Annotated in this window: 14 protein-coding genes; 7 read left to right on the top strand and 7 right to left on the bottom strand. The window is 66.2% G+C overall.

Annotated features, from left to right (window positions below):
* The 6 genes from ABFK29_RS17100 to gph all read left to right on the top strand — a co-directional run bounded on the left by ABFK29_RS17100 (nucleotide 1) and on the right by gph (nucleotide 6,386).
* A complete protein-coding gene (locus tag ABFK29_RS17100; protein WP_005858873.1) occupies nucleotides 1–543 on the top strand; it encodes a hypothetical protein in 543 nt (180 codons plus the stop codon).
* Nucleotides 540–2,456, top strand: coding sequence for a penicillin-binding protein 2 (mrdA, locus tag ABFK29_RS17105; RefSeq protein ID WP_005858875.1), 1,917 nt, complete (start codon nucleotides 540–542; stop codon nucleotides 2,454–2,456). The genes ABFK29_RS17100 and mrdA overlap by 4 nt, the downstream gene beginning before the upstream one ends.
* 379 nt (nucleotides 2,457–2,835) lie before the next feature.
* The gene (gene rodA, locus ABFK29_RS17110) at nucleotides 2,836–3,975 is read left to right on the top strand and encodes a rod shape-determining protein RodA (RefSeq protein ID WP_005858877.1); all 1,140 of its coding nucleotides are present in this window, start codon (nucleotides 2,836–2,838) and stop codon (nucleotides 3,973–3,975) included.
* 81 nt (nucleotides 3,976–4,056) lie between these two features.
* On the top strand, nucleotides 4,057–4,989 hold the full coding sequence (locus ABFK29_RS17115) for a 2-hydroxyacid dehydrogenase (protein ID WP_005858879.1): 933 nt from the start codon (nucleotides 4,057–4,059) through the stop codon (nucleotides 4,987–4,989).
* Nucleotides 4,990–5,055: 66 nt separating this feature from the next.
* Nucleotides 5,056–5,748 (top strand): ribulose-phosphate 3-epimerase, encoded by a 693-nt coding sequence (rpe, locus tag ABFK29_RS17120; RefSeq protein WP_005858881.1) that lies wholly within the window; start codon nucleotides 5,056–5,058, stop codon nucleotides 5,746–5,748.
* Nucleotides 5,745–6,386, top strand: coding sequence for a phosphoglycolate phosphatase (gph, locus tag ABFK29_RS17125; protein WP_005858884.1), 642 nt, complete (start codon nucleotides 5,745–5,747; stop codon nucleotides 6,384–6,386). Before rpe ends, gph begins: the two co-directional genes overlap by 4 nt.
* Before the next feature lie 298 nt (nucleotides 6,387–6,684).
* On the opposite strand, the gene ABFK29_RS17130 is transcribed toward gph, so the two are convergent.
* The 5 genes from ABFK29_RS17130 to ABFK29_RS17150 all read right to left on the bottom strand — a co-directional run bounded on the left by ABFK29_RS17130 (nucleotide 6,685) and on the right by ABFK29_RS17150 (nucleotide 11,491).
* Nucleotides 6,685–7,086 carry a PaaI family thioesterase gene (locus ABFK29_RS17130; RefSeq protein ID WP_005858886.1) on the bottom strand — a complete coding sequence of 134 codons (402 nt, stop codon included), beginning with the start codon at nucleotides 7,084–7,086 and terminating at the stop codon, nucleotides 6,685–6,687.
* Nucleotides 7,079–8,101, bottom strand: a complete 1,023-nt coding sequence (locus ABFK29_RS17135; protein WP_005858888.1) for a phosphotransferase family protein — start codon at nucleotides 8,099–8,101, stop codon at nucleotides 7,079–7,081. The genes ABFK29_RS17130 and ABFK29_RS17135 overlap by 8 nt, the downstream gene beginning before the upstream one ends.
* A 39-nt stretch (nucleotides 8,102–8,140) precedes the next feature.
* Nucleotides 8,141–9,367 (bottom strand): acyl-CoA dehydrogenase family protein, encoded by a 1,227-nt coding sequence (locus ABFK29_RS17140; protein WP_005858890.1) that lies wholly within the window; start codon nucleotides 9,365–9,367, stop codon nucleotides 8,141–8,143.
* A gap of 62 nt (nucleotides 9,368–9,429) precedes the next feature.
* Nucleotides 9,430–9,873 carry a MaoC family dehydratase gene (locus ABFK29_RS17145; protein ID WP_005858892.1) on the bottom strand — a complete coding sequence of 148 codons (444 nt, stop codon included), beginning with the start codon at nucleotides 9,871–9,873 and terminating at the stop codon, nucleotides 9,430–9,432.
* Nucleotides 9,863–11,491, bottom strand: a complete 1,629-nt coding sequence (locus tag ABFK29_RS17150) for a long-chain fatty acid--CoA ligase (RefSeq protein ID WP_005858894.1) — start codon at nucleotides 11,489–11,491, stop codon at nucleotides 9,863–9,865. Before ABFK29_RS17150 ends, ABFK29_RS17145 begins: the two co-directional genes overlap by 11 nt.
* A gap of 111 nt (nucleotides 11,492–11,602) precedes the next feature.
* Here ABFK29_RS17150 and ABFK29_RS17155 point away from each other — a divergent pair, with 111 nt between their 5' ends.
* A complete protein-coding gene (locus ABFK29_RS17155; protein ID WP_005858895.1) occupies nucleotides 11,603–12,619 on the top strand; it encodes an NADP-dependent oxidoreductase in 1,017 nt (338 codons plus the stop codon).
* Here the strand turns inward: ABFK29_RS17155 and ABFK29_RS17160 are convergent.
* A complete protein-coding gene (locus tag ABFK29_RS17160) occupies nucleotides 12,606–13,955 on the bottom strand; it encodes a GGDEF domain-containing protein (protein ID WP_005858897.1) in 1,350 nt (449 codons plus the stop codon). The genes ABFK29_RS17155 and ABFK29_RS17160 overlap by 14 nt on opposite strands.
* Before the next feature lie 210 nt (nucleotides 13,956–14,165).
* On the bottom strand, nucleotides 14,166–15,707 hold the full coding sequence (locus ABFK29_RS17165) for an ATP-dependent DNA helicase (protein ID WP_005858899.1): 1,542 nt from the start codon (nucleotides 15,705–15,707) through the stop codon (nucleotides 14,166–14,168).
* Nucleotides 15,708–15,765: the final 58 nt, after the last annotated feature.

Genomic DNA, 15,765 nt, shown 5'->3' on the forward strand with positions numbered 1-15,765 from the left:
ATGGCCGAGAAACACAGCCCGACCCGCCTCTGGACCATGCGCGCGCTCTACCCCGCGCTGGCGCTGCTCCTGATCTTCGTGCACCTCCTGCCGCTGCAGATGCTGCCGCAGCGAATCGCCGGTCCGGACTTCCTGACCGCGCTGACCTTCGCATGGTGCCTGCGCCGCCCGGACTACGTGCCCGCGCTTTCGATCGCGGGGGTGATGCTGCTGGCCGATCTCGTGTTCCAGCGGCCCCCCGGCCTCTGGGCGCTGCTGATGCTGCTGGCTTCGGAATTCCTCAAGAACCGCGCCCGGCAACTGCGCGAGAACACCTTTGCCACCGAATGGGCCGCTGCCGCCGCCACGCTGCTGGCCATCACCGTCCTTTACAGGCTTACTCTCGCGATCTTGATCATTTCGCCGGGTATGCTTTCGCTCACCCTGATGCAATATGGTATGACAGTCCTCGCCTACCCGCTGGTCGCCGCGGTGTCCTACCTCGCCTTCGGCGTCCGACGCACCGCCCCCGGCGAATTCGATCACACCGGACGCACCCTATGAGACGAAGCCCGAAAGAAACTGCCGAATCCGCCCGCCGCATCACGCGTCGCGGGCTCGTTCTGGGCGGCCTGCAGCTTGGATTCGTCAGCACGCTCGGCCTGCGGATGCACCACATGCAGGTCGACCAGGCCGACGAATTCCGCCTTCTGGCCGAAGAGAACCGGATCAATATCCGGCTGATTCCGCCGTCGCGCGGCCGGATCTTCGACCGCAACGGCGTGGTCATCGCCGACAACGAACCGACCTACCGCATCACCCTCACGCGGGAGGACGCGGGCGACGTCGCCACCGTGATCTCCCATCTGGGCCAGCTTGTCGAACTCGACGAGAACGACCTCAACCGCGCGCTGGCCGAGATGGAGCGCACGCCGCCCTTCATCCCCGTCACCATCGCCGAGCGGGTCAGTTGGGAAGACATCTCGCGCGTGGCGGTCAACGCCCCCGCCCTGCCCGGCGTCACGACAGAGGTCGGCCTGTCCCGCGTCTATCCCCAGAAAGAGCTGTTCGCCCATGTCGCGGGCTACGTCGGCCCGGTCTCCGAACGCGACCTGGCCCGCTACGAGGACCCGCCGCCGCTGCTGCGCATCCCGCGGTTCCAGGTCGGCAAGGTCGGTGTCGAGACCCGGCACGAACAGGACCTGCGCGGCACCGCTGGCGCCAAGCGGGTGGAGGTCAACGCCGTCGGCCGCGTCATGCGCGAACTCGACCGGCGCGAAGGCGAAAGCGGCTCCGACATCCAGTTGACCGTGGACACCGACCTGCAGGACTACATCCAGGCCCGCCTGGGCGAGGAAAGCGCCTCCGTCGTCGTGCTCGATCTGGAAAAGGGCGACGTGCTGGCCATAGCCTCTGCCCCGTCCTACAACCCGAACCTCTTCGTGCGCGGCATCTCGCACACCGATTTCGACGCGCTGAACACCAACGACCACAGGCCGCTGGCGTCGAAGACGGTGCAGGACGCCTATCCGCCCGGTTCGACCTTCAAGATGGTCACGGCGCTCGCCGCGCTGGACGCGGGCCTGCTGGCGCCCGACGACACGGTCTACTGCCCGGGCCACTACGAGGTCGGCGCCCGCTCGTTCCGCTGCTGGAAACGCCGCGGTCACGGCCACATGAACCTCGAACAATCGCTCCGCGAAAGCTGCGACGTGTTCTACTACGACCTCTCGCTGAAGGTCGGGATCGAACGCATCGCCGCCATGGCGCGCCGTCTGGGGCTGGGCGTGGCGCATGACATTCCCATGTCCGCCGTGACCTCCGGGCTCGTGCCGGACAAGGCGTGGAAGGTGCGCGAACGCGGCGCGGAGTGGGTCATCGGCGATTCGGTGAACGCCGCGATCGGCCAGGGCTTCGTGCTGACGTCGCCGCTGCAACTGGCGGTCATGGCCGCGCGCGTGGCGACCGGCCGGTCGGTCACCCCCCGGCTCGTGCGCAGCATCGACGGGGTCGAGACGCCGTGGCGCGGCGGGACGGACCTCGGGCTGAACCCGAACCACCTGCTTCAGGTGCAGCGCGGCATGTTCGCCGTATCCAACAACCGGCGCGGTTCGGCCTATTCGTCGCGTATCATCGCCGACAACATGCGGCTGGCTGGCAAGACCGGGACCGCACAGGTCGTGTCGCGCATCACCTCCGAGGCCGACCCGTGGGAGGACCGCGACCACGCGCTCTTCGTGAACTTCGCTCCGTTCGACAATCCACGGATCGCGGTCTCGGTGGTGGTGGAACACGGCGTCGGCGGCTCGCGCACCGCCGCGCCCATCGCCCGCGACGTGACGCTCCAGGCGCTCTACGGAGAGGACCCGCCGCTAGACGCCTACCCGGCAAAGGACCGCGGCCGCATCAAGACCCAGCAGGAAAAGCTCTCCTCCCAACGCCGCGCGCGCAAGAGCGAGGAGCCGAGCCGCGCATGACCGCCGTTTGCAGGACATGGCCGACCGCCGCTCCGGGCGAGGTGTTTCGCCGCGCTGACGCGCGGCGACCGGCGCGCCCTTCGGGCGCGCAAGGCCCGCTCGCAACGGGGCGCCCATCCGCACGGCGCCCATCTACACGGCGCCCATCTACACGGCGCCTGTCCAATTGGGGCCTGTCCACCGGGAGCACCGCCGCGCAGGACCTGCCACGTTGCGGAACCCTGACCGATGCCGCCCGGTGCACCGCCACCGGGTCCCACCCCACGCCAAGCTCCTCGCACACGGCGCAGGCCCCTGAAGTCGTCGCCAGGTCTGCCGCAGGCGCGACACCCCGTAGGGCGGGGCTTTGCGCCGCCTTCGCTGCCGGAGGGCGCGGCGCGTGACCTATCTCGAATACAACGTCAAAACGGTCCCCAGCGGCTGGCGCAAGATCCTGCACCTGAACTGGCCGCTCGTGATCCTGCTGTCGACCGTGGCAGGTGTCGGTTTCCTGATGCTCTATTCCGTCGCCGGCGGTTCCTGGAGTCCCTGGGCAGAACCGCAGGCAAAGCGCTATCTTCTTGGTCTTACTGCCATGTTCGTCGTGGCGATGGTGCCCATCTGGTTCTGGCGCAACATGGCGCTGGTCGTCTACGCGCTGGCCTTCTTCCTCCTGCTGCTGGTCGAGTTCTTCGGCGCCATCGGCATGGGTGCGCAACGCTGGATCGACCTGGGCTTCATGCGCCTCCAGCCGTCCGAGCTGATGAAGGTCGCGATGGTCGTCCTGCTGGCCGCCTACTACGACTGGCTGCCACTGTCGAAGACCTCGCGGCCGCTCTGGGTGCTGATCCCGATCTTCATCATCCTTGCGCCCACAGCGCTGGTGCTGACCCAGCCCGACCTCGGCACGGCACTGCTCCTGATGATCGCGGGGGCGTTGATGATGTTCCTCGCCGGTGTGCACTGGCTCTACTTCGCCACCGTGCTGTCCGCCGGTGTCGGCGCCGTCTGGGCGGTGTTTCAAAGCCGCGGCACCGACTGGCAGTTGCTCAAGGACTACCAGTTCCGGCGGATCGACACCTTCCTCGACCCGTCCTCCGACCCGCTGGGGGCCGGCTACCACATCACCCAGGCCAAGATCGCCATGGGCTCCGGCGGCTGGACCGGGCGCGGCTTCATGCAGGGCACGCAGAGCCGCCTGAACTTCCTGCCGGAGAAGCACACCGACTTCATCTTCAACACGCTGGCCGAGGAATTCGGCTTTGTCGGCGGCATCTCCCTGCTCGTTCTTTATGCACTGATCCTGTTCTTCTGCATCGTCGCCGCCCTGCAGAACCGCGACCGCTTTTCCTCGCTGATGATCCTCGGGATCGGCATGACCTTCTTCCTGTTCTTCGCCGTCAACATGTCGATGGTCATGGGCCTCGCGCCGGTCGTGGGCGTTCCCCTGCCGCTCGTCTCTTACGGCGGATCGGCGATGCTGGTGCTGATGATCGCCTTCGGCCTGGTCCAGAGCGCGCACGTCCACCGTCCGCGCTGAGGTGCCTAGGGTTGCCCCCGGCGCCGCTTCCTGCTTCACCTTGACCGAACCGGGTTCGCGCCCGCCTCCGAAAGGTCATCCATGCCGAACATCCTCTTCGCCGCCCGCTCCGAGAAGTGGGAGGACTACGAACATCTCCTGCGCGCCGCCCTCGAAGCCGAGGGCCTCGACTGTACGCTCGCCACCGATCTCGCCCCGGACACCGTCGACTATATCGTCTACGCGCCCAACGCCTCGGTGCAGGACTTCACGCCCTTCACCCGCCTGAAAGCCGTGCTGAACCTGTGGGCCGGGGTCGAACAGGTCGTGGGCAACCCCACGCTCAAGGTGCCGCTGGCGCGCATGGTCGACGAAGAGGGCCTGACGCAGGGCATGGTCGAATGGGTCACCGGCCACGTGCTGCGGCACCACCTCGGGATGGACGCGCACATCGTGAACCCCGACCGCACCTGGGACACCACGCCGCCGCCGCTCTCGAAGGACCGGCCCGTCACCATCCTGGGCTTCGGCGCCCTCGGGCAGGCCTGCGCGGCACAGCTCGCCGCGCTGGGCTTCCCCGTCACCGGCTGGAGCCGCACGCCCAAGGATCTCGACGGCGTCCTGACCAGCCACGGCGACGACGGCCTGGATGCGGCGCTCTCCAGCGCGCAGATCCTCGTCCTGCTGCTGCCCGACACACCCGCCACCACCGACCTGCTGAACGCCGACCGGCTGGCGCGCCTGCCGCAGGGCGCGGTGATCCTCAACCCGGGGCGCGGGCCGCTGATCGACGACGACGCGCTCCTTGCCGCGCTGGACGCGGGCCGGATCGCCCATGCCACACTCGACGTCTTCCGGACCGAGCCGCTGCCCCGCGACCATCCCTTCTGGGCGCATCCGCACGTCACCGTGACGCCGCACATCGCCTCCACCACCCGGCCCGACAGCGCCGCCCGCGTCATCGCGCGCAACATCGCCCGCGCGGAATCCGGGGCTCCGCTCCTGCACGTGGTCGACCGCAGCGCCGGCTATTGACCCGGCCCCGCCCCCCGTCCAAAACCCTCCGGAACCGCGCACATCCCCCCTGCACAGGAACGCCAGATGCCCTTCGACCGCAGCGTGAAGATCGCCCCCTCCATCCTTTCCGCCGATTTCGCCGACTTCGGGCGCGAGATCCAGGCGATTGAGGCGCAGGGCGCCGACTGGATCCACGTCGACGTGATGGACGGCCATTTCGTCCCGAACCTCACCTTCGGTCCCCCGGCGGTCAAGGCGTTCCGCAAGCACGTCAAGACCGTCATGGACGTGCACCTGATGATCGCCCCGGTCGATCCCTATATCGACGCCTACGCCGAGGCGGGTGCAGACATCCTGACCGCCCACGTCGAGGCCGGCCCCCACACCCACCGCACCCTTCAGGCGATCCGCGCGGCGGGCATGAAGGCAGGCGTCGCGCTCAACCCGGGCACCCCGGCACAGGCGGTCGAACACCTGCTCGACCTCGCCGACCTGGTCTGCGTGATGACGGTGAACCCCGGCTTCGGCGGGCAGAAGTTCATCGACATGACCGGCAAGGTCCGCGCCCTGCGCGCGATGATCGGCGACCGTCCGGTCCACATCGAGATCGACGGCGGCGTGACGCCGGAAACCGCACCTCTGGTGGTCGAGGCGGGCGCCGACGTGCTGGTCGCCGGGTCGGCGGTGTTCAAGGGCGGCTCGGTCGACAATCCCGCGCCCTACGGCGAGAACATCCGCGCCATCCGCGCCTCTGTCGCCGGGGCGGCCGCCGCGTGAAGACCATCGCCTTCGACCTCGACGGCACGCTCATGGACAGCGTGCCCCACATCCACGCTGCCGTGGCCGAGGCGTTGTCCGAACTGGGCCTGCCGACGATTACGGTCGAAGAGACGCCCGGCTTCGTCGGGCGCGGCCTGCCGGTGCTGCTGGAGCGGGTGCTGGCCCATGTCGGCGCCTCGCCGGACCGCCACAAGGCGCTTTACGACCGGACGATGCACCACTACGTGACCACCCCCAGCGATCCCGCCAGCCTCTACCCCGGCGTGCCGGAGGCGCTGGAAACGCTCCGGTCGGCGGGGCACCGGCTGACCCTCTGCACCAACAAGCCTTTCGCGGCGACCGAGACCGCGATCCGCGACACCGGCCTTGCGCCGTTCTTCGACCTTGTCATCGGCGGCGACAGCCTGCCCACGCGCAAGCCCGATCCGGCCATGCTGATCGCGGCGCTCGACGGTGCGGCGCAGACGCTCTACGTCGGCGACAGCGAAACCGATTGCGAGACGGCGCAGGCGGCAGGCGTGCCCTTCGTGCTCTTCACCGAAGGCTACCGCAATGCCCCGCCCGAAACGCTGCCGCACGTGGCCCTCTTCTCCGACTGGACCTTGGCCCCGGATATCTTCGCGACGCTCTGGTAAAAGGGCCATGCCGTAGGGTGGGCGTTCCGGCCCGGCGGGCCGGGTTGGCCACCCCTGCCCCAGCTTACCGGTTAACGGGAAAATCCGCGGTGCAACGGCTGTACTGATCGGCATGGGCCAAAAGGTTAACAACCGGCCGGTTCGCCCCCCTCAACCGGCCGGTTCACCCCATAAAATTTCGTAAACGCCCCCGATCCGCCGTTAACCACTAGCTTCGCAAGGCACGGCAACCACAAGATCTGCCCTGCGCGCGCGCCGTTCACCACACCGCGCGCCGCGTCAACACAGGCCGTCCGACTCAGCCCGACCGGCGATAGCGGAAGACCCCTGTGCCTTTCGCGACGATCTCTCCGGTCTCGTCTGTCAGCGCCCCTTCGGCAAAGAACGTGCTCTTTCCACCGCCGGTCCTGAACCCTTCTCCGATCAGCATTTTCCCGTTCGGACGCGAGATGAACTGCACGTTCAGGTTGAGCGTCAGGCACATCTGACGATGGTCCCTGTCGCCGGTCCAGCACCCGGCATACCCCATGATCGTGTCCAGCAGAGAGGCATAGACCCCGCCATGCGGGTTGCCGTGCCGGTTCATCAGCTTGTCCGTCAGGGGAAGTTCGAACCGGGCATAGTCCTGCCGCCAGTCCGCCATCTCCATCCCCAGCAGCGTTGCGAAGGCATAGGGGCCCTCTCGAAGGTCGTCATCCATAGGCATGCCGTGCGTCCCATCCAAGTCTTGCGAATTCGGGAACGTAAGCACCCAGTTTCAAACCCTTTTCCGGGTTCGCGGCGTTGCCGTCAAGCGCCCGTTTCTTCACGCCCTGGAGGATCGCCGCCATGCGGAACGCGCAGAAGGCCACGTAGAAGCCGAAGTCGCCCGGCACCGCGATGCCGCGCCCGGCGCAATAGCCGGCGATGAAGCCCTCGTCCGTCGGCAGTCCCGCCGCCGCCCGGTCGATGCCCCTGAGGCCCCGTCCCTCCGCGCCCGGTGGCAATTGCCATTGCAGGATCACCCCGGCGAGATCGGCAAAGGGATGGCCCAGCGTCGACAGCTCCCAGTCGAGGACCGCCACGCAGTCCGCCCGGTCCCGCGCGAAAAGCAGGTTGTCGATGCGGTAATCCCCGTGGACCAGCGTCCGCTGGCCGTCGTCCTCCGGCAAGGCGCTCTCCAGCCAGGTCACGAGCCGGTCCATGTCCGGCTGCGCCTCTGTCTTCGTCGCTTCGTACTGCTTCGCCCAGCGCCCCAGTTGACGGGCGAAGTAGTTGCCCTGCGGGCCAAAATCCCCAAGGCCCACCGCCTCCGGCTTCACCGCGTGAATGGCCGCGAGCACGCGGCCCATCTCCCTCACGATGGCACCGCGCATTTCCGGCGTCTCATTCGGCATGGAGGGGTCGACGATGTTGCGCCCGTCCACGTGGTCCATGACGTAGAAGGCAACGCCCAGAACCGCTTCGTCTTCGCACAGCGCATACATTCTCGGGACCGGGACCGGCGTGTCCCGCAACGCCCGTTGCACACGGTGTTCCCGGTCCACCGCATGGGCCGATTTCAGCAACTGGCCCGGCGGCTTTCGGCGCAGGACGTAGTCCCCGGTGGGCGAGGTCAGCCGATAGGTCGGGTTGGATTGCCCCACCGCGAATTTCTCGGCCCGAAGCGGCGGCGCAAAGTCGGGCACATGGTCGGCCATCCACCGCGCCACGCGGGCAAGTTCCTCTTCCGTCATCCGGCCAACCCGCACTGCCCAGTCACAACCATAGGAAGATCAGTCATTGCGGTACTTCTTCAGCTCGGCCCGCGCCACCTGCCGCCTGTGCACCGCGTCCGGGCCGTCGGCGAACCGCAGGGTCCGGACATGGGTCCACATGTGCGCAAGGTCGAAATCCTGGCTGATCCCTGCCGCGCCGTGCATCTGCATCGCCTCGTCGATCACCTTGCCCGCCATGAGCGGCGCCACGACCTTGATCTGGGAAATCCAAGGCTGCGCCGCCCGCACCCCTGCGGTGTCCATCATCCAAGCGGCCTTCAGGCACAGGAGGCGCGCCATCTCGATCTCCATCCGGGCGTTGGCGATGATGTCGAAATTTGCCCCAAGTTCCGCGACCTTCTTGCCGAAGGCCTCGCGCGCCAGACCGCGCCGGCACATCATTTCCAGCGCCTTTTCCGCCTGCCCGATGGCGCGCATGCAATGGTGGATACGCCCGGGGCCAAGCCGGCCCTGCGCCACCTCGAAGCCGCGCGCTTCCCCCAGCACGATGTTCTTCGCCGGGACGCGCACGTCTGTGAAACGGAGGTGCATGTGGCCGTGCGGCGCGTCGTCCGCCCCGAAGACCTGCATGGGCCGCAGCACTTCGATCCCCGGCATGTCCGGGTCCATCACGAACATCGTGTGGCGCTGGTGCTTGGCCGCGTCCGGATCAGTACACGCCATGAGGATATACAGCCCGCAGCGCGGGTCGCCCGCACCGCTGATCCACCACTTTTCGCCGTTCAGAACGTAATCGGCCCCGTCCCTGCGGGCCGAAAACGCCAATTGCGCCGCGTCGGACGAGGCGACGTCCGGTTCCGTCATCACGTAGGCGGAGCGGATTTCTCCTGCGAGCAAAGGCGCAAGCCAGCGATCCTTCATCCAGTCTTCGCCGTAGCGTTCGAGGACCTCCATGTTGCCGGTGTCGGGCGCGTTGCAGTTGAAGACCTCTGCGGCGATGCCCACCTTGCCCATCTCCTCGGCGAGATAGGCGTATTCAACCGTCGTCAGGCCGTAGCCGCGATCCGAGTCCGTCAGCCAGAAGTTCCACAAGCCGCGCTCCCGCGCCTTGGCCTTCAAACCGTCCAGGATTTCAAGCTGGCGGGCGGTGTGGTGGAACCGGCCCTCCGGGTGTTTACCGACCTCGGCGTGAAACTCCCGGTCGAGCGGCGCGATCTCGTCCTCGATCATTCGGCGCACCTTTTCGACAAGCGGTTTCACCCGCTCCGTCATGCCAAGATCCATGTCTCTCTCCCTGTCTCTGAACGGCGGCGCGGCGGGCGCCCGGCGAAGGGGCGCGCGCGCCGTTAACCCTCGGCCAAGTAAAACCGCGTTATCCAGTTGGCCACAAGCGCCGGGCGTGTCTCGCCTTCCTTCTCGACCTCGACGTCCCAATGTACGTCCAGCCAGCTTTCGCCCTCGTCGACACCCGCCACGGAGAACCGCCCCCGGACCCGCCGCCCGACCCTGACCGGAGAGACGAACCTGACCCGGTCGAAACCGTAGTTCACGCTGGAGGAAAATCCGGTCAGCCCCTTCGTCACCTGGTAGGACATGGCCGACAGCATCGACAGCGTCAGGAAGCCATGGGCGATGGTGCCCCCGAACGGGGTCTTCGAGGCGAACTCCGCATCTAGGTGAATGTCCTGCCAGTCATCGGTCGCATCGGCGAACGCTTTCACACGTCGCGCGTCCAGCGTGAACCAATCGCTTTCGCGCGGTGCCATCGTCCTCAGGTCGTCAGCCAGCATCCGGCAACTCGTATCCTTCGAAGCATTTACGTAGCGTCATCTTCGACACTTTCCCGGTGGCGGTCAGCGGCAGGTCCTCGACGAATTCCATTGCGTCCGGCAACTGCCATTTCGCGACGTGTTCCTGCATCATGGCGTGAATCTCTTCAAGGCGTGGGCCGTCGTCCTTCGGCACGACGACCAGAAGCGGGCGCTCCTCCCATTTCGGATGCTTGATGGCGATCACCGCGCAGTTCGCAACCTTGGGATGGGCCATCGCGATGTTTTCGAGATCGATCGAGGAAATCCACTCGCCGCCGGACTTGATGAGATCCTTCGACCGGTCCTGGATATGCAGGAACCCCGCGCCGTCTATGCTGGCCACGTCGCCGGTGCCGAACCAGCCTTCGCGATCGAACGCCTGTGAGGTCGCCTCGGCGTTGTCGAAATATCCGGAAATGATCGCGTTCCCGCGCACATAGAGCTCACCCACGGCCTTGCCGTCGTGCGGGAGCCGATTGCCGTCTTCGTCGTTCAGCTTCAGCTCGACCCCGAACACCCGGCGGCCCTGCTTCGACTTCAGCCTCATGCGTGTATCGTGCGGCAGGTCCTTCATCGGCTCGGACAATTGGCCATGGGTTCCGACCGGGCTCATCTCCGTCATGCCCCATGCGTGGCAGACGTCCAGGCCACGATCCTCGAAGAACTCGATCATCGCCCGCGGCGCGGCAGAGCCGCCGATCACAAGCTGATCCAGTTTCGACGGCACGGTGCCGCGTTTTTCGACTTCCGCCCGCAGCCCCAGCCAGACCGTCGGCACACCCCACGAGGCGGTGACCCCTTCGCTTTCCATAAGTTCGAACAGCGACGGGCCGTCCAGCTTCGGCCCCGGCATGATCAGCGAGGCGCCCACCATCGGCGCGGCATAAGGCAACCCCCAGGAATTGACGTGGAACATCGGCACGACGGGGAGGATGCGACCACCTTCCCGCAACGATTTCGGCAGGGTGATCGCGATGAACATCGCATGAAGCACGGTCGAGCGATGGGAATAGAGCGCGCCCTTCGGGTTGCCCGTGGTGCCGGAGGTGTAGCACAGCGCCGCAGCTGCATTTTCGTCCATCAGCGGCCAGTCGAATGTGGTCGCCTGTTCGTCCAGCAGATCCTCGTAACACAGGAACCCCATATCAGAGTCGGGCATGTGCGATCGGTCCGTCATGACCACCAGCACCAGCCCCTCCGGCAGGTGATCGGCCAACGCCTCAACCAGCGGCACGAAGGTCAGGTCCAGGCACAGAACGCGGTCGCCGGCGTGCTTGATGATGTAGAGCATCTGCTCGGCGGACAGGCGCGGGTTGATCGTGTGGCAGACCGCGCCCATGCCGGAGACGGCGTAATACAGCTCGAAATGCCGGTAGCCGTTCCACGCGAGCGTGGCCACCCGATCCCCTTCGCCGACGCCGAGGTCTTTCAGCCCATGCGCCAGCTGCGCCACGCGGGCATAGGTGTCGCGGTAGCTCTGGCGATGCAGATCCCCCTCGGTCCGGACTGAAACGATTTCTCCTCCCGGGTGCGCCGCCGCCGCATAATCCAGGATCTCGATGACCCTCAACGGCATCTGCATCATCATGCCTTGCATCTGGCCCTCCCTTGCCGTCCGCTTCCTTGGGCCTAGACTGCGCAACATGACGGCCCGGGCGCAACAGCTTTCCACAAGCGTCCGGAAGACAAATTGGAACAGGAGCCAGACATGCCTTCACAGATGACCCGTATCGCGATGGCCCGCCATCCGGAGGGCGACCCGGTGGCAGAAGATTTCTCTTTGGAGCGGGGCGCGATGCCGGAACCGGCAGAGGGCGAGATCCTCGTGGAGGTCACGCTGCTGTCGCTTGATCCCTACATGCGGGGCCGCATGGCGCCGGTAAAAAGTTACGCCCCCTCGCTGAGCGTTGGCGACACCATGACCGGACAAGGCGTTGGCCGTGTCATATCCTCGAAGGCGGACGGTTTTGCTGAAGGCGATCTCGTGACCGGCATGACCGGCTGGGCCAGCCACGCGGTGCTCAAGGGCAATGAGGCGCGCAAGCTGGACAGCGACCTGCCGCCCTCCACGGCGCTTGGCGTGCTGGGCATGCCGGGGTTCACAGCTTGGACCGGACTGAAGAAATACGGCCGCCCCAAAGCGGGTGAGACGCTGGTCGTGGCCGCCGCGACGGGACCGGTGGGTGCCATGGTAGGACAGCTGGCAAAATCGCAGGGTCTGAGAACCGTGGCCATCGCAGGAGGCCCCGAGAAGTGCCGGATCGCGACGGAGACGTTCGGCTTCGACGCGGCTATCGACCACCGCGCCCATGACGCCGCATCGCTGCGCAAGGCGCTGGAAGAGGCCGCACCGGACGGCATCGACATCTACTGGGAAAACGTCGGCGGCAAGGTGCTTGAGGCGGTTCTGCCTCTGATGAACGTGCACGGCCGTATCCCGCTTTGCGGCACGATTGCCTGGTACAGCGGCTCGGATGACATCGCCGACGGGCTGCCGACGGTCTGGCGCAGCATCCTGACAAAGCGGCTTTCGGTGAACGGCCTGATCATCTTCGACCACTGGGACGGCTTCCCGGACTTCCTGCGCGAGGTCACGCCGAAGGTTGCAGCGGACCAGATCACCTGGCTGGAAGACGTTGCCGAGGGGCTGGAGAATGCGCCGGCGGCCTTCATGGCGATGCTGAAGGGCGGCAACACCGGCAAGCAGATCGTCAAGCTGTCCTGAGCCGGGCCAACGTCACGTCCGATAGCTGTGGTTCATGCCCTGTCGGTCCTGGCTGCGGCTCCAGCCCATCACAAAGCACCACGCGGTTGCGACCCTGCTCCTTGGCACGGTACATCGCGTGGTCGGCAACGGACACCGCCTCGATGAGGGACCGTCCGACGCCCTTTTCTACGATGGTGCAGCCCAGCGAAGCGGTCACCACGGGCAGGCCATCGGTGCTTCGGGTGGCTTCGGCGATCCGGACACGCAGGACCTCTGCACGGGCGCGCAGGGCCACCGGATTGTTGAGCGGGAACATGACGGCGAATTCCTCGCCGCCCCAGCGCGTGACCATATCGGTCATGCGCATCTCTTCCTGCATGGCGCGCGCCGCCGTCTGGAGCACCGCATCGCCCACCGCGTGGCCATAGGTGTCGTTAACGTTCTTGAAGTGGTCGAGGTCGACCAGGATGACAGCGACATGCGAGCGCCAGATACGGTCCTCGAACCACGCCCGGGCCGCGCGTCTCGTGGCGGCACCGGTCAGGGAATCCGTCTCCACATCCCGGACGAGAGCCCGTTCCAGCCGCCTGGCATTGTCTAGAAGACTGACGAACCGGATTCCGAAATGCATGATGCCCAGCAGGATCAGGCCCATCTGCGCGGTGTAAAGGGTCGGAAAAATTGTGTCGTGTGACAGGTTCACCAGCGGCAGAAGCCGCGCAACGAGCGGCAAGAACACCGCCAGCAACGTCCAGATTACGATTTGCTGCCGGACAAGTTGGCCCGCAGGGTTGTCGACCAGCATCAGGCGTATTGATCTGTGTCGCGCAAAACGGGTCGCGTTGACCACGGCAAGAGCCAGCAAAGCGATGGCCGTGGGCAGCGCCATGCTTCCGAAAAAGGCCGGATCGCCGTGCGTGAAGCCGTTCAGCGCCACCGCCGGGGTAAACAACGCCAGCAAAGTGCAGACCAGCCCAGCCGTCGGCCGTGTTCGGCGCAACAATTGCCCCGTGCTCAGCAGAAGCAGACTGGCGGCGTTGTTCCAGGTCGACCCGTTCCACAACTCCGCATCGGTCGGGCCGAGCAGAACCAGACCGGTCAGGCAGATCAGAATGATAACCGCCCATATCAGCGCTTCGGAGCGGCCGGTGTGCCGCAACGGCCGCTGCAACGAGGAGGCGACGATGGCCAGGGCAATGGCGACGTAGGTCAGAGCGCTCGTGTGTTGCACCGACCCAGCAGGATACAGACCGTCGAGAAAGTGGAACATCCGGTCGAGCAGCCCGAACGCCAGCATTGACGTCGCCAACGCCATCCCGGCGATCCGGACGGTCAACACGATGCGCGTCGGCACCGAGTACCAGCGCCTTCGTTTTCCAGTCGCTCTTGTCCTGTACGCCGCGAAAGACGACATTTTCCAGAGAATCTCCTGCTATCGCCACAGGACAACTCTTCATTCACAGTAGTTAATAACTCGTTACCAAGTCGCATTTACGCTAGGTAAACTATCCACTGCCACACCGCGCAAATACCAATCACCGAGTGGGTGCTGGGCGCCTTCCGGTCAGGCACCGGCAGCCGGATCCTGCGCTTCGAGCGTCAGGGGCGCGGGCGTACCTCCGAGATCGTCGATCCTGAGGCCGTCGGACGGCTTTGCCAGCCGGTTGCGCACGACCCAGAACAGCCGTGACTGCGCGCGCGTAATCGCAACGTAGGCCAGCCGTTTCCACAGCGGCTGCCCCGCCTCCACCCGCCCCATCCGGGCCGCGGCATAAAGGTCGGGCGCAAAGACCTGCACGTTCTCCCACTGGCTGCCCTGCGCCTTGTGGATCGTCACGGCGGCACCGTGCAGGAACGTCGCGCCCATGCTGGCGGCGTACGGGATGAAGGGTTCTTCCTCGTCCGGCTTCTCGATCTTGACGATCGAGGCCGCCGAGACCTGCGGCTCCAACGCGCCCACGACATGCAGCTTGGAGAAACCGGGCTTCCGGCCGGGGCCCAGGTAAATCACCTGCGCACCCTTGATGAGCCCGCGCGCTTCGAGATCGAGCCGCTTCTTGCGGTGCTTCAGGGGCAGTTCGATCCCGTCGCAGACCAGCGGCTCTCCGGGCAGAAGGGCGGTCTCCGGGGCACCATGCACATGCCGGAAAGCGTTGATCAGTCGGATGCGCGTGGCGTTGCGCCAGACCAGCACCGGGGAGCGCGCCATAAGGTCGACCTCGACCCGCTGGGCAAAGACCACACGTTCGTCGCGCCGGGCCGCGTCTTCGACCATCCGTTCGAAATCCTCGAAACCGATGGCCGGATCCGCCAGCGCATGCGCCAGGTCGAGGATCGGGTTGTCGGCCTCCTGCCGGTGGATGCGGTGCAGCTCCAGCTTCTGGCTGTCCTTCAACCCGTCGAAGACCATCTTTCCGGACTGCCCCACCGGGGCGAGCTGCGCGGGATCGCCGAACAACACGAGGTTGGGAAAGATCTCCTGCAGGTCCTCGAACTGCTTTTCGTCGAGCATCGAAGCTTCGTCGACGAATCCGATGTCCAGCGGCTCTTCCCGGCGTTTCCACCCGGTGATGAAGTCGGACCCGCGCAGGCCCGCCGCCGCCAAGGCCGCCGGAATCGACTTGTGCACCTCGTACGAGGCCTGCGCGCGGGCCAGCGCTTCTTCCGGGAGCTCTTCGATTTCCGGGGGATCGCCGTTGCCCATCAACCATTCCGCGACCTTCTCGTACTCCGGATCGTAGACCGGCGTGTAGATGATGCGGTGGATGGTCGTGGCGGGCACGCCCCGCATCCTGAGGACGGAGGCCGCCTTGTTCGTCGGTGCCAGCACGGCCAGCGTGCGCGATTCGCGCGACCGGCGGCTTTCGTAGTCGCCGGAAACCGTCTCGACCCCAACGGCGTCCAGTGCCTTCACCAGTTCCGACAAAAGCAGCGTCTTGCCGGACCCCGCCTTGCCCATCAAAGCCATGACCCGGGCGTCGCTTTCCTTGGCAGGCAGGCACAGACCGTTGTCGAGGTCGACGCCCGCCGCACGCAACAGGTCGCTGACGCGGTCGTGCGCCTCTGCCTGATCGGGGGAATATACGATTGGGCTGGCATCATTCATGGCGCGCACCCTACTTGGCGTGTCCGCCAGCCGCCAGATGCGAAAACGCGCGCACCCG

Origin of the sequence: Sagittula stellata E-37 (assembly GCF_039724765.1) — a bacterium.
Lineage (GTDB): Bacteria > Pseudomonadota > Alphaproteobacteria > Rhodobacterales > Rhodobacteraceae > Sagittula > Sagittula stellata.

Bases quoted from the DNA above. Each gene is read 5' to 3' on its own strand.
- ABFK29_RS17100 (WP_005858873.1), top strand. From the start codon at position 1: ATGGCCGAGAAACACAGCCCGACCCGCCTCTGGACCATGCGCGCGCTC.
- mrdA (WP_005858875.1), top strand. From the start codon at position 540: ATGAGACGAAGCCCGAAAGAAACTGCCGAATCCGCCCGCCGCATCACG.
- ABFK29_RS17115 (WP_005858879.1), top strand. From the start codon at position 4,057: ATGCCGAACATCCTCTTCGCCGCCCGCTCCGAGAAGTGGGAGGACTAC.
- rpe (WP_005858881.1), top strand. From the start codon at position 5,056: ATGCCCTTCGACCGCAGCGTGAAGATCGCCCCCTCCATCCTTTCCGCC.
- ABFK29_RS17130 (WP_005858886.1), bottom strand. From the start codon at position 7,086: ATGGATGACGACCTTCGAGAGGGCCCCTATGCCTTCGCAACGCTGCTG.
- ABFK29_RS17135 (WP_005858888.1), bottom strand. From the start codon at position 8,101: ATGACGGAAGAGGAACTTGCCCGCGTGGCGCGGTGGATGGCCGACCAT.
- ABFK29_RS17140 (WP_005858890.1), bottom strand. From the start codon at position 9,367: ATGGATCTTGGCATGACGGAGCGGGTGAAACCGCTTGTCGAAAAGGTG.
- ABFK29_RS17145 (WP_005858892.1), bottom strand. From the start codon at position 9,873: ATGCTGGCTGACGACCTGAGGACGATGGCACCGCGCGAAAGCGATTGG.
- ABFK29_RS17150 (WP_005858894.1), bottom strand. From the start codon at position 11,491: ATGCAAGGCATGATGATGCAGATGCCGTTGAGGGTCATCGAGATCCTG.
- ABFK29_RS17155 (WP_005858895.1), top strand. From the start codon at position 11,603: ATGCCTTCACAGATGACCCGTATCGCGATGGCCCGCCATCCGGAGGGC.
- ABFK29_RS17165 (WP_005858899.1), bottom strand. From the start codon at position 15,707: ATGAATGATGCCAGCCCAATCGTATATTCCCCCGATCAGGCAGAGGCG.